We start from the raw sequence: 11,849 nt of genomic DNA on the forward strand, positions 1-11,849 counted from the left end.
CACGCAATTGTCGGATTTGCGCGAATCAGGCTCGATCGAGCAGGACGCCGATATCGTGATGTTCGTGTTCCGCGAGGAATATTATAAAGAACGCGAAAAACCCGGCGATCATGAAATGGACAAGATGGCCGCCTGGCAGGAAGAAATGGAGCGTCTGCACGGCAAGGCCGAGGTCGTGATCGGCAAACAGCGCCACGGTCCGATTGGCACGGTCGAGCTCAGCTTTGAAGGGCAATTCACCCGGTTCGGCAATCTCGTCAAACCCTGGCAGCAAGGTGGGGAGCAACAGTTTTGACAGTAAGCTCGCGCGCGCTGGCCACATTGCTGATCCTCGCCGGAACCGGCGCCGCGGCGCAGGATCTTGTGTTCACCGGCGGCGTCGGGCCGCTCGCGCTCCCAGCCGCTGGGGTGAATGCGACGGTGATGCAGGACAACGGCAGCGACGCGCGGATCGCGCTGGCGATGAATGGAGAAAGCGCGTTGCGCTTTGCCGCCTTCACATCGCTGTCGCTCGGCGAAACGGTGACGATGTCGGTCTGTGGTCACGATATCCTGCGGACCACAATGCAGGTGCAGATCGATTCGGGCTATGTGATTTCCGCCCCTCTCGATCCCGCCCTGGCGCAGGATCTGGCCGAAGTGATCAACGGTGCGCGCACTTGCGCTGATTGACCTTGCCGCCCTGCGCGCGCCCTGCCAAAAGGATCGCCATGAGTACCGGACGCCTGACCATTGACCTTGATGCCATCGTCGCCAATTGGCGCGCTTTGGATGCGATGACCAATTGCCGCACGGCCGCTGTGATCAAGGCAGATGCCTATGGTCTGGGGTCGGTGCAGGTCGCCAAGGCATTGTTCAAGGCCGGTGTCCGCCAGTTTTTCGTCGCCGTCGCCGAAGAGGCAGCACCCATTCGCGAAGAACTGGGGCCGCGCCCCGAAATCAACGTGTTTTCCGGCCATATGAAAGGCGACACTGAGGCGATCCGCGCCCTGAACCTGACGCCGATGCTGAATTCCGTGGATCAGCTGACCCATCATTTTGAAACCCTGCCGGGCCATCCGTTCGGCATCCAGCTGGATACCGGGATGAACCGGCTCGGCATGGAAATGCAGGAATGGGCGGCGATTGCGGGGATCGCGCTGGACCAGAACCCGACACTGGTGATGAGCCATCTTGCCTGCGCCGATGAACCCGACCACCCGATGAACCCGCATCAGTTGGAAAACTTCCGCATGATGACCGACGGGATCGGCGTGCCGCGCTCGCTGTCCTCGACCGGCGGGATATTGCTGGGGCCTGACTATCATTTCGACCTGACACGGCCGGGAATCGGGCTTTATGGTTGTGAACCGTTCACCGATGCCACGCCTGTCGTGGCGCTGGAATTCCCTGTCATTCAGGTCCGCGATGTCGCCGCCGGTGAAGTCGTGGGCTATGGCAATACCTGGCAGGCGGAACGCGCGTCGCGGATTGCCACGATTTCGGGCGGTTATGCCGACGGGATCATCCGGCATCTGTCGGACAGGGCGGTGTTTTTCCATGGCGACATTCCATGCAAGCTGGTTGGCCGCGTGTCGATGGATCTGATGACTGTCGATGTCACCGATCTGGACGAGGTGCCAAAGGCCCTGTCATTGATCGGCCCGCAGCAAAGCCTTGATGATGTCGCCAGGCAGGCGGGCACGATTGCCTATGAATTGCTCACGCAACTGGGCGCGCGCTATAGCCGCCGTGTCTATGGCAAGTAAATGCGGCACCTGCTGGTTTACGCCAATCTGTCGCTGCTGATCCTGTTTCCGATTGCCTGGTTCGCGCCGCTGATGCGGGCGGGGCTGCTGCCGGTTTTCGGCCTGACAGAAGTGTCGGTGATCACCGGGTTGCAATCGCTTTGGCGCAGCGACGTGTTTCTGGCGCTGGTCGTGACCGCATTCGCGATCTTTGCCCCCTATCTCAAGGTGCTGTTGCTGGCGCTGGTGCATTTTCGGCTGCTGGATGACAAGGTCATGCCGGTGCTGGTCTGGCTGGGCAAGCTGGCGATGGCGGATATCTTTCTGATCGCGCTGTATATCGTCGTGTTCAAGACGACCGGGCTGGGCCGGGTCGAAACCGCATGGGGGCTTTATCTGTTCACGGGCTGTATTCTTGGCTCTGTCGTGATAGCAGGGCTGACGCGCGGCCCGGCGCGGCATTCCGAAAGGTAAACATGGCGAAAGATCTGTCCTTTGTCTGCGCGAATTGCGGTGCGGCCTATTCCAAATGGTCGGGTCAATGCGATGCCTGTCAGGCGTGGAACACGATTCATGAAACCAAGGCGCTGTCGAGCGGTCCCAAGGGCAAGACGCTGGGCGCGATGCGCGGCAAACAGATCGCGCTGACCGATCTGGACACGCAGGAACCGGAACCGCCCCGCACACAGGCCGGTGTGGCGGAACTTGACCGCGTGCTGGGCGGCGGGCTGGTCAAGGCATCTGCCCTGCTGGTCGGCGGTGATCCCGGCATCGGTAAATCTACGCTGCTTTTGCAGGCGGCGGCACGGTTCGCGCGTAACGGGCTGAAGGTGATCTATATCTCGGGCGAGGAATCCAATGCGCAGGTCCAGATGCGCGCGCGCCGGCTGGGGTTGGAAAAAAGCCCGGTGAAACTCGCCGCCGAAACTAATCTGCGCGATATCCTTACCACGCTGGAGGCGGAAAAACCCGATCTGGCGATCATCGATTCGATCCAGACGATGTGGGCCGATACCGTCGATTCCGCGCCGGGCAGCGTGTCGCAGGTGCGGTCTTCGGCGCATGAGCTGACGACATTTGCCAAACGCAACGGCATGTCGGTGGTGATGGTCGGCCATGTCACCAAGGACGGCAGTATCGCAGGCCCCCGCGTCGTCGAACACATGGTCGATACCGTGCTGTATTTCGAAGGCGAACGCGGCCATCAGTTCCGTATACTGCGCAGCGTCAAGAACCGCTTTGGCCCTGCCGATGAAATCGGGGTGTTCGAAATGACGGGTAAGGGGTTGGCCGAGGTGAAAAATCCCTCCGCCCTGTTTTTGTCCGAACGTGGCACCCCTGCCCCCGGATCGGTCGTATTTGCAGGGATCGAAGGCAGCAGGCCGATGTTATGCGAAATTCAGGCGCTGGTGGCCCCGTCACCGCTGTCCCAGCCGCGCCGGTCGGTGGTGGGCTGGGACGGCGGGCGTCTGGCGATGATCCTTGCGGTGCTGGAATCGCGCTGTGGTGTGCCGTTCACGGGCCTTGATGTATACCTCAATGTTGCGGGCGGGTTGCGGATATCCGAACCTGCCGCCGATCTGGCCGTCGCGGCGGCGCTGATGTCTGCGCGTGAAGACGCCGCTTTGCCGCCCGAAGCGGTGATATTCGGCGAAATAAGCCTGTCGGGGGCGTTACGCCCGGTCGTGCAGACCGAAAACAGATTGAAAGAGGCGGAAAAACTTGGTTTTACCTCTGCAATCTCTCCGCATCAGGCCAAGCAGGTCGCGGTAAAGGGGATTTCTTTGCGCCAATCCCATGATTTGGCCGCATTCGTAGAAGATGTGTTCGGCGCGCGCTGACGCGCCACAATCAGGAGAGACAGACGATGGACGGTTTTACACTCGTCGACGCAGGGGTGGCAGTCATTGTGCTGCTATCGGGCGTTCTGGCGTATAGCCGCGGCCTTGTCCGCGAATTGATGGCCATTCTGGGCTGGATCGGTGCGGCTGTCGTGGCTTTCATCTTTGCCGATCAGGTCGAACCATTGGTACGTCAGATCCCCGTCGTCGGTGATTTCATCGGCGATAGCTGCGAACTGGCAATTATCGCGGCCTTTGCTGCGGTCTTTGCGATAGCGCTGGTTATCGTGTCGATTTTTACGCCGCTGTTTTCCAGCGCCATCCAGCGGTCCGCGATTGGCGGGCTGGATCAGGGGCTTGGGTTTTTCTTCGGCGTGCTGCGCGGGATTCTTCTGGTGGCAGTGGCATTCTTTGTCTACGACACGATCTTTGCCGCCCAGCAGTTCGCGGTCGTGGACAACAGCCGGTCCGCCAGTGTGTTCGCGCAACTGACCGGGCGGATCGAAGAACAGAACCCCGAACAGGCGCTTGGCTGGATCACTCAGCAATATCAGAACCTGGTCGGCAATTGCGGCGCGCCCGTCACCCAACCCGTCGTGGAATAAGTCACGACATTGCGACAGCCAATTCGGCGGAGGATCATGATCGTTTCGTGACACTCCGCCGCACAGGGACTAAGGAGGGGGCAATCACCCTCTCGGATTCGGAGTTGCCCCTTGTCCTGCAAAGACCTGCCTGCCCATCCCTATGACGACGACAAACTGCGGGAGGAATGTGGCGTCTTCGGCGTTGTCGGTGTAACCGATGCGTCCAATTTCGTGGCCCTCGGCCTGCATGCCCTGCAACATCGCGGGCAAGAGGCGGGCGGCATCGTCACGCACGACTTTGCCACCGGGTTCAATCAGGCCCGCCGCATGGGTCTGGTGCGCGACAATTTCACCAATCAAAAGGTGATGGAAACCCTGCCCGGTTCCATCGGTATCGGCCATGTGCGCTATTCCACCGCTGGATCGAAAGGCCAGACCGCAATCCGCGACGTACAACCGTTCTTTGGCGAATTTTCCATGGGCGGCGCGGCCCTGGCACATAACGGCAACATCACCAATGCCCTGGCGCTGCGCAAGGAACTGATCGACCGTGGGTCCATCTTCCAAAGCTCGTCCGACAGCGAATGTATCATCCACCTCATGGCGCGCTCCATGGGCCGCACGATCCCCGACCGCATGGAAGAAGCCCTGCGCAAGGTCGAAGGCGCGTTTTCCATCGTCGCCATGACCCGCACGAAACTGATCGGCTGCCGCGATCCCTTGGGCGTGCGCCCGCTGGTCCTGGGGCAACTGGGCGATGGTTGGGTGCTGTCATCGGAAACCTGTGCGCTGGATATCATCGGCGCGGAATTCATCCGCGATATCGCACCGGGCGAAATGGTCGTGATCAGCGACAAGGGCGTACAAAGCCATTTCCCCTTCCGCCCGGCCAAGCCGCGGTTCTGCATCTTTGAACATGTCTATTTCAGCCGTCCCGATTCGATCCTTGGCGACCGGTCAGTCTATGAAACCCGCGAGAACATTGGCCGCGAACTGGCGAAAGAAGCCCCCGTCGATGCCGATCTGGTCTGCCCGGTGCCTGACAGCGGCACACCTGCCGCCATCGGCTATTCGCTGCAATCAGGGATTCCCTATGCGATGGGGATCATCCGCAACCAATATATGGGCCGGACCTTCATCGAACCGTCCGAACAGATCCGCAACATGGGTGTACGCCTGAAACTGAACGTCAACCGCGCGCTGGTGCGCGGCAAAAGGATCATTCTGGTCGATGACAGCGTGGTGCGCGGCACCACCAGCCAAAAGATCAAGGATATGATCCTTGATGCCGGCGCGGCAGAGGTACATTTCAGGATCGCCTCGCCCCCGACCGCATGGCCTTGTTTTTATGGCGTCGACACCCCGCAGCGCGACAAATTGCTGGCCGCCACCATGACCGAAGAAGAAATGCGCTTGCATATCGGGGTGGACAGTCTGAAATTCATCTCGCTCGACGGGCTGTATCGTGCCGTGGGCGAGGCACAGGGGCGCGATCCCAAATCGCCCGCCTATTGCGATGCCTGTTTTTCAGGCGAATATCCGGTGGCACCATCCGATATGATCGAACAGGGTTTCCAGACCAAGACAGCGGCGGAATAGGCGCGTTTCGGCCCGTTCGCAGGGCTATGCCGCGGCCCTGCTTTCGTTCCATGCAAATTTCTGGCAAGGCGCAGGGAACCGAAACTGATCTGAAAAGTTGCCATGACCCAGCCCGAACAAACGCTTGCGTCCCAACAGGCCACCGTCGCGGATGCGCTTGACCTGAACAGCCTGACATTGATCGGTCTTTTCAGCACAACCGAAGGCCCCGCCGCCCTGATCCGGTCGGCCGACGGACAGGTCGCGCGGGTCGTGCCGGGGGAACAGGCCCTGGGGATCACCGCCACCGCGATCGGCGATGCGCAGGTGCTTGTCACTGGCGCGGATGGGGTGACTTTGGCGATGCGCCTGCCGCCGCGTGACTGATCCCTCTTGACGCGGGCGCGGCTTTCTCACACACCGCCGCCATGACACAGATTGCATTGATCACAGGCGCATCGCGCGGCCTTGGCGCAGCCCTTGCGCGCGCATTAGCCCCCACCCATCACATCATCGCCGTGGCGAAAACCGTCGGCGCGCTGGAAGAACTGGATGACGCCATTCAGGCCGCTGGCGGTGCCGCGACGCTGGCACCGATGGATATCACCGTCGATGCCGCCATGCAGCAATTGTGCCGTGGCATATTCGACCGCTGGGGCAAGCTGGACCTGTGGCTGCACACCGCCGTTCACGCCGCCCCCCTGGCCCCTGCCGGTCACATCGGCCCCAAGGATTTGACCAAATCCCTGACCATAAATGTCGAGGCAACAGCGCGCCTGATCGCCTATGTCAGCCCCTTGCTGGGACAGACCGGGCGCGCGGTATTCTTTGACGATCCCCGCGCAGGCCAGCAGTTTTTCGGCGCTTATGGCGCAACCAAGGCGGCCCAGATCGCCTTGGCGCAATCATGGCAGGCCGAAAGCCGCAAAACCGGCCCCGATGTCCGTATCCTGACGCCCGAACCGATGCCGACCGCCACCCGTGCGCGGTTCTACCCCGGTGAGGATCGCAGCCCGCTGGCCGATCCCCATGCCGAGGCCGCGCGCCTGCTGCCTGCCATTCTGGCGCAATAGTCTGGGTCCTTTGCGCCACAAACTCTGAAAGCGCGGTTCTGCGGCTTGCCGCCCCCTGCCCGCTCGCCTAGGTATTGGCCAGCAACAGGGGTAAAATATGCGCATTCTGATCACCAATGACGACGGCATCAACGCACCGGGGCTGAAAATCCTGACCCGGATCGCGCAGGATATCGCCGGTCCGTCGGGTGAGGTCTGGGCCGTTGCCCCTGCCTTTGAACAATCCGGCGTCGGCCATTGCATCAGCTATACCCATCCCACAATGATCGCCGAACTGGCGCCCCGCCGTTTCGCCGCCGAAGGATCACCAGCAGATTGCGTCATCGCGGGGCTTTACGATGTGATGATCGACGCGCGCCCCGATCTGGTGCTGTCGGGTGTGAACCGGGGCAACAATGCTGCCGAAAACACGCTTTATTCCGGCACCATCGGGGGCGCTATGGAAGCCGCCTTGCAAGGTCTGCCCGCCATCGCCCTGTCGCAATATTTCGGCCCGCATAATGCCGCCCTTGACGACCCGTTCGAAGCAGCAGCCACCCATGGCGCGGATGTGGTGCGCAAATTGCTGCAAAGCGAATTGTGGGATGATGCCGATTACCGGCTGTTCTATAACGTCAATTTTCCCCCCGTCCCCGCCGCTGCCGTCAAGGGCATGCGCGCCGCACCGCAGGGATTTCGCCGTGGCACGCATTTTTCGGCCCAGGCGCAGATGTCCCCCAGCGGGCGGCGGTTTCTATGGATGCGCGGCGGGGCGCAGGATGTGGTGACAGCCCCCGGCTCGGATGCGGCGGTCAATCTGGATGGCTATATTTCGGTCACGCCGATGCGGGCAGATCTGACCGACCGCGCGATGCTTGATCCCCTGCAAGAGGCGCTGAAGTGACGTTTGACGCGGACACCAAGATGCAATTCCTTTATACCCTGCGCAGCAAGGGCGTGACCGACGCCCGCGTGCTGACGGCGATGGAACAGGTGGACCGTGCCGATTTCGTGCGCGGCATCTTCGCCGACCGTGCCTATGAAGACATGCCATTGCCGATTGCCTGCGGGCAGACGATCTCGCAACCATCCGTCGTGGGGCTGATGACGCAGGCCTTGCAGATCAATCCACGCGACAAGGTGTTGGAAATCGGCACCGGCTCGGGCTATCAGGCCGCGATCCTGAGCAAGCTCGCGCGCCGGGTCTATACGATCGACCGCTTCAGGCGGCTGGTCGAAGATGCGCGCAGCGTCTTTGACAAGCATCAGATCGCCAATATCACCACCTTCACCGCCGACGGCAGCCACGGGCTGTCCGATCAGGCACCTTTCGACCGGATACTGTTGACCGCCGCCGCCGAAGACCCGCCCGGCCCCTTGCTGGCGCAGCTGCGCGTGGGCGGAATCATGGTCCTGCCGGTCGGGCAATCGGATGCCGTGCAAAGCCTGATCCGCGTGACAAGGCTTGACACCGGCTATGAATATGACGAATTGCGGGCCGTCAGGTTTGTGCCCTTGCTTGAAGGGCTCGGACAAGAGTAAACTAGACCAAAATGCGGTAGGACCCCGGCAAGAATGGGGCAGCCTGCTATGAGGAGCGGTGAAATGACCCGGCGGCAGATCGATATCAGACGCATGATGATGACAGGCGTGGCCTTGGGCGCGCTCTCGGCCTGTGCCGGGATGGATGCCGATATGCGCGATCTTGGCAACGGGTTCAGCACCGCCGCCGCCGTGCAGCAATTGCCCGACCGGCCCCAGCCGGATGAACGTGGCGTAATTTCCTATCCGACCTATCAGGTCGTCGTCGCCCGGCAGGACGACACGATCCGCGCCATCGCCGGACGGCTGGGGATGAACGCGGATGAAATCGCGCGCTATAACGGGGTTGAACCCGACGCAATGCTGCGGCGCGATGAAATCGTGGCCCTGCCCGGCCGTGTGGGCGAACAACCGGGCGCTGCGAGCGGCACACAGCCTTTCGATGTGGCGGCTGTCGCGACTTCGGCGCTGGACCGGGCGGATGCATCCGGACCGATCACCGCGACCCCGCTTGCCCCCGCCATCGGTGCGGCGACCCCCGCTGCCAGCCCCACACCCGCACCTGCGAGCAGTGGCACAGAGCCGATCCGCCACCAGGTCGTGCGCGGCGAAAGCGCGTTCTCCATCGCGCGGCTGTATAACGTGCCGGTCACATCGATTGCCGAATGGAACGGGCTGAATTCGGAATTCACCATCCGCGAAGGTCAGTTCCTGCTGATCCCGCAATCGGGTGCCAGCCGCCCCGTTCCTGCCGCAGCGCCGGTGCCTGCCCCAGGTGCCGGATCACCGACGCCGACACCCCCGAGCGCCTCGACCCCGCTGCCTGAACCGTCATCTGCCGCGCCGGTGGCCGCCCCTGCGGCCCCTGATATCGGCACGCCTGCCCCGCCGCCGCCCGCCGCCAGCAGCAGCCGTCTGGCCGCCCCTGTGCAGGGCAGCATCATCCGCGCCTATGCGCCCGGCACGAACGAAGGCGTGGATTTCGGCGTGCCCGCCGGCACCGACGTCCGCTCTGCCGAGGCTGGTACCGTGATCGCCGTGACCACCGATACGACCGGCGGGTCGATCATCGTGATCCGGCACGGCGATGGGTTGCTGACAGTCTATACGCAGATGGATCAGTTGACGGTGCAGAAAGACGCCACCGTCACCCGTGGTCAGGTCATCGGCAAGGTGCGCGCCGGCAATCCGAGCTTTCTGCATTTCGAGGTGCGTCGCGGCCTGCAAAGCCTTGATCCAACGGATTACCTCCCCTGACAAGGGCAAGGTGGGTCACGGCCCACCTTACGGCAGCTTCACACCCTGCCGCCCCGCCAGATCGGTGAAATATTGCCAGGCAACACGCCCTGACCGGCTGCCGCGTGTGGCCTGCCATTCAATCGCCTCTGCCCGCAGGGTGGCATCGTCAATCGTCACGCCATAGGCATCGCAATAGCCCCGGATCATTGCCAGATATTCATCCTGATCGCAGGGGTGAAACCCCAACCACAGACCGAAACGATCCGACAGGGACACTTTTTCCTCCACCGCCTCTGACGGGGAAATCGCGGTGGAGCGTTCATTCTCGATCATGTCGCGCGGCATCAGATGCCGCCGGTTCGACGTGGCATAAAGCACCACATTGTCAGGTCGCCCCTCGATCCCGCCATCCAGCACCGCCTTGAGCGACTTGTAATGCGCATCGTCATGGCCAAAGGACAGATCATCGCAAAACAGAATGAAGCGCGCGTCAGTGTCACGCAGCAGGTTCAGACAGCGGCTGATGCTGGGCAGGTCTTCGCGCTGTACTTCGACCAGTTTCAGCTTTGGATGCTCTGCCTGCAAAGCACCGTGGATCGCCTTGACAAGGCTAGACTTTCCCATCCCCCGCGCGCCCCAAAGCAGCGCGTTATTCGCAGGCAAGCCAGCGGCAAAACGGGCGGTGTTTTCCATCAGCGTGTCGCGCGACCGGTTCACACCGACCAGCAGGGACACATCGATCCGGTTGATCTTTGCCACGGGTTCCAGCCGATCCGGGGCGGTGTGCCAGACAAAGGCGGATGCCTTTTTGAAATCAGGCGCCTTGCCGGGCGCGGGATGCATGCGTTCCAGCGCCTCGGCGATCCGTTTCAGTACCTTGGCGGTCATGCTTTCGGGCCGTCGTCGTCCATGGCATCCTCGCCATGCAGATCGTCGTCCCACAGCCCTTCGGCGCGCAGCTTGGCCTCGCGCTTGCGTTCGACGCGGGCAACCAGTTGGATCGACACTTCATACAGGCCGTAGACCACGACGAACAGAATCACCTGCGAGATCACATCAGGCGGTGTCGCCAGCGCCGCCACAATCAGGATACCGACCATCGCATATTTGCGCGTGCCCCGCAGGCCGCGCGCAGAAACAAGGCCCGCCTTGCCCATCAGCGTCAGCAACACGGGCAACTGGAAACACAGACCAAAAGCCACGATGAATTTGATCGTCAGGCTCAGATAGGCCTTGGCCGACCCCTGAAACAGGATGCCCGCCGCCTGCGTGCTGCTTTCGGTGCCGGTCATCAATGTGCCGGGCTGCTGAAAGCCAAGGAAGAAACCGAATGCCAGCGGTGTGATCACGTAATAGGCAAAGGCCGCACCCAGAAAGAACATGAACGGCGAGGCAACAAGAAACGGCAGAAATGCGCCCTGTTCGCTTTTGTACAGGCCCGGCGCCACGAACCGCCACATCTGATAGGAAATGATCGGAAACCCCAGCACCAGCCCGCCCAGAAGCGAGATAGAGACAGCGACAAAGAAACCTTCTTCCAATGCGATGAACTGCAGATCACAGGATTGGTTGCGCGCCGCCAGCGCATCACACAGCGGCAGCGTCAGAAAGTTGAACAGCGGGTTCCAGACGAAAAAGCAGATCACCATCCCGACGATAAACGCCAGCACTGACCAGATCAGCCGTGTGCGCAGCTCTGCCAGATGTTCGATCAACGGGGCAGCGCTGTCGTCGATCTCTTCGCTGCTGGTCATGTCTTATCCTCGGACTTGGCGGGGGTCTTCTTGGCTGTCGCGGGCTTGGGCTTCGCGGCCGCTTTGGGCTTTGCGACAACCTTCGGCGCGGCGGCTGGTTTCGGCGTCGCAGCAGGTTTCGCCGCTGTCGCTGCCGGTTTCGCTTTGGCAGATGCGGCCTTGGGCGCTGCGGGCTTGGCCGTCGTCGCGGGTTCCGCAGGCACCTTGGCGCGCGCCGCGCTCTCATGGCTGTCGGTGGCCAGCGGATCGGCAGCTTTGGCCGCTGCCTCTTGCCGGTTGGTCGGGGTGGCACCGGATTTGGTGGAAAATCCCGACGCGTTCTTCAGCGCATCGGTCCCGAATTTTTTGGGGTCAGAGGCCGCGCGCAGCGTGTTCGACATTTCCTTGATGCCGGATTCGTCTGCTGCCGCTTCCATCGCGCGGGAAAATTCCCGCGCCATGCCACGGGCCTTGCCGGTGAATTGCCCCATCGTGCGGAACATGCCCGGCAAATCCTTTGGCCCGATCACAATCAGGGCCACGATGCCGA

General features: G+C 61.8%; 15 protein-coding genes. 12 read left to right on the forward strand and 3 right to left on the reverse strand.

What is annotated here, in order from left to right; genetic code table 11:
• The 12 genes from ACK4TM_RS14830 to ACK4TM_RS14885 form a co-directional block, all read left to right on the forward strand.
• The coding region (locus tag ACK4TM_RS14830; RefSeq protein ID WP_409702628.1) for a DnaB-like helicase C-terminal domain-containing protein at positions 1-295 on the forward strand (295 nt) is incomplete at its 5' end.
• Entirely contained in the window at positions 292-672 is a 381-nt protein-coding gene (locus ACK4TM_RS14835) for a hypothetical protein (protein ID WP_409702630.1), read from the forward strand. The genes ACK4TM_RS14830 and ACK4TM_RS14835, both read left to right, overlap by 4 nt.
• A gap of 38 nt (positions 673-710) precedes the next feature.
• Entirely contained in the window at positions 711-1,748 is a 1,038-nt protein-coding gene (alr, locus tag ACK4TM_RS14840; RefSeq protein ID WP_409702632.1) for an alanine racemase, read from the forward strand.
• On the forward strand, positions 1,749-2,201 hold the full coding sequence (locus tag ACK4TM_RS14845) for a paraquat-inducible protein A (RefSeq protein WP_409702634.1): 453 nt from the start codon (positions 1,749-1,751) through the stop codon (positions 2,199-2,201). It abuts the gene before it with no gap.
• A gap of 2 nt (positions 2,202-2,203) precedes the next feature.
• The gene (radA, locus tag ACK4TM_RS14850; RefSeq protein ID WP_409702636.1) at positions 2,204-3,568 is read left to right on the forward strand and encodes a DNA repair protein RadA; all 1,365 of its coding nucleotides are present in this window, start codon (positions 2,204-2,206) and stop codon (positions 3,566-3,568) included.
• Between the two features lie 26 nt (positions 3,569-3,594).
• Complete coding sequence (locus ACK4TM_RS14855; RefSeq protein ID WP_409702638.1) at positions 3,595-4,173, forward strand: CvpA family protein; 579 nt, start codon at positions 3,595-3,597, stop codon at positions 4,171-4,173.
• Between the two features lie 111 nt (positions 4,174-4,284).
• Positions 4,285-5,754 (forward strand): amidophosphoribosyltransferase, encoded by a 1,470-nt coding sequence (purF, locus tag ACK4TM_RS14860; protein ID WP_409702640.1) that lies wholly within the window; start codon positions 4,285-4,287, stop codon positions 5,752-5,754.
• A 102-nt stretch (positions 5,755-5,856) separates the two neighbouring features.
• On the forward strand, positions 5,857-6,120 hold the full coding sequence (locus ACK4TM_RS14865; RefSeq protein ID WP_409702642.1) for a hypothetical protein: 264 nt from the start codon (positions 5,857-5,859) through the stop codon (positions 6,118-6,120).
• Positions 6,121-6,161: 41 nt separating this feature from the next.
• Positions 6,162-6,806, forward strand: a complete 645-nt coding sequence (locus ACK4TM_RS14870; RefSeq protein ID WP_409702644.1) for an SDR family NAD(P)-dependent oxidoreductase — start codon at positions 6,162-6,164, stop codon at positions 6,804-6,806.
• Between the two features lie 97 nt (positions 6,807-6,903).
• Entirely contained in the window at positions 6,904-7,689 is a 786-nt protein-coding gene (gene surE / locus ACK4TM_RS14875) for a 5'/3'-nucleotidase SurE (RefSeq protein WP_409702646.1), read from the forward strand.
• Complete coding sequence (locus ACK4TM_RS14880; protein WP_409702648.1) at positions 7,686-8,327, forward strand: protein-L-isoaspartate(D-aspartate) O-methyltransferase; 642 nt, start codon at positions 7,686-7,688, stop codon at positions 8,325-8,327. The genes surE and ACK4TM_RS14880 overlap by 4 nt, the downstream gene beginning before the upstream one ends.
• Positions 8,328-8,390: 63 nt before the next feature.
• Positions 8,391-9,584 carry a peptidoglycan DD-metalloendopeptidase family protein gene (locus ACK4TM_RS14885; RefSeq protein ID WP_409702651.1) on the forward strand — a complete coding sequence of 398 codons (1,194 nt, stop codon included), beginning with the start codon at positions 8,391-8,393 and terminating at the stop codon, positions 9,582-9,584.
• A gap of 27 nt (positions 9,585-9,611) precedes the next feature.
• On the opposite strand, the gene ACK4TM_RS14890 is transcribed toward ACK4TM_RS14885, so the two are convergent.
• From ACK4TM_RS14890 to ACK4TM_RS14900, 3 genes are all read right to left on the reverse strand, one after another.
• Positions 9,612-10,454, reverse strand: coding sequence for an ATP-binding protein (locus ACK4TM_RS14890; protein WP_409702653.1), 843 nt, complete (start codon positions 10,452-10,454; stop codon positions 9,612-9,614).
• Complete coding sequence (gene tatC / locus ACK4TM_RS14895; RefSeq protein WP_409702655.1) at positions 10,451-11,320, reverse strand: twin-arginine translocase subunit TatC; 870 nt, start codon at positions 11,318-11,320, stop codon at positions 10,451-10,453. The genes ACK4TM_RS14890 and tatC overlap by 4 nt, the downstream gene beginning before the upstream one ends.
• A partial coding sequence (locus tag ACK4TM_RS14900) for a twin-arginine translocase TatA/TatE family subunit (RefSeq protein ID WP_409702657.1) occupies positions 11,317-11,849 on the reverse strand: 533 nt, incomplete at its 5' end. The genes ACK4TM_RS14900 and tatC, both read right to left, overlap by 4 nt.

It is taken from the genome of Yoonia sp. (assembly GCF_046292185.1).
Classification (GTDB): domain Bacteria; phylum Pseudomonadota; class Alphaproteobacteria; order Rhodobacterales; family Rhodobacteraceae; genus Yoonia.

Coding starts and splice junctions, on each gene's coding strand:
- ACK4TM_RS14865 (WP_409702642.1), top strand. CDS start 5,857: ATGACCCAGCCCGAACAAACGCTTGCGTCCCAACAGGCCACCGTCGCG.
- ACK4TM_RS14870 (WP_409702644.1), top strand. CDS start 6,162: ATGACACAGATTGCATTGATCACAGGCGCATCGCGCGGCCTTGGCGCA.
- ACK4TM_RS14855 (WP_409702638.1), top strand. CDS start 3,595: ATGGACGGTTTTACACTCGTCGACGCAGGGGTGGCAGTCATTGTGCTG.
- ACK4TM_RS14890 (WP_409702653.1), bottom strand. CDS start 10,454: ATGACCGCCAAGGTACTGAAACGGATCGCCGAGGCGCTGGAACGCATG.
- ACK4TM_RS14885 (WP_409702651.1), top strand. CDS start 8,391: ATGACCCGGCGGCAGATCGATATCAGACGCATGATGATGACAGGCGTG.
- surE (WP_409702646.1), top strand. CDS start 6,904: ATGCGCATTCTGATCACCAATGACGACGGCATCAACGCACCGGGGCTG.
- ACK4TM_RS14845 (WP_409702634.1), top strand. CDS start 1,749: ATGCGGCACCTGCTGGTTTACGCCAATCTGTCGCTGCTGATCCTGTTT.
- alr (WP_409702632.1), top strand. CDS start 711: ATGAGTACCGGACGCCTGACCATTGACCTTGATGCCATCGTCGCCAAT.
- radA (WP_409702636.1), top strand. CDS start 2,204: ATGGCGAAAGATCTGTCCTTTGTCTGCGCGAATTGCGGTGCGGCCTAT.
- tatC (WP_409702655.1), bottom strand. CDS start 11,320: ATGACCAGCAGCGAAGAGATCGACGACAGCGCTGCCCCGTTGATCGAA.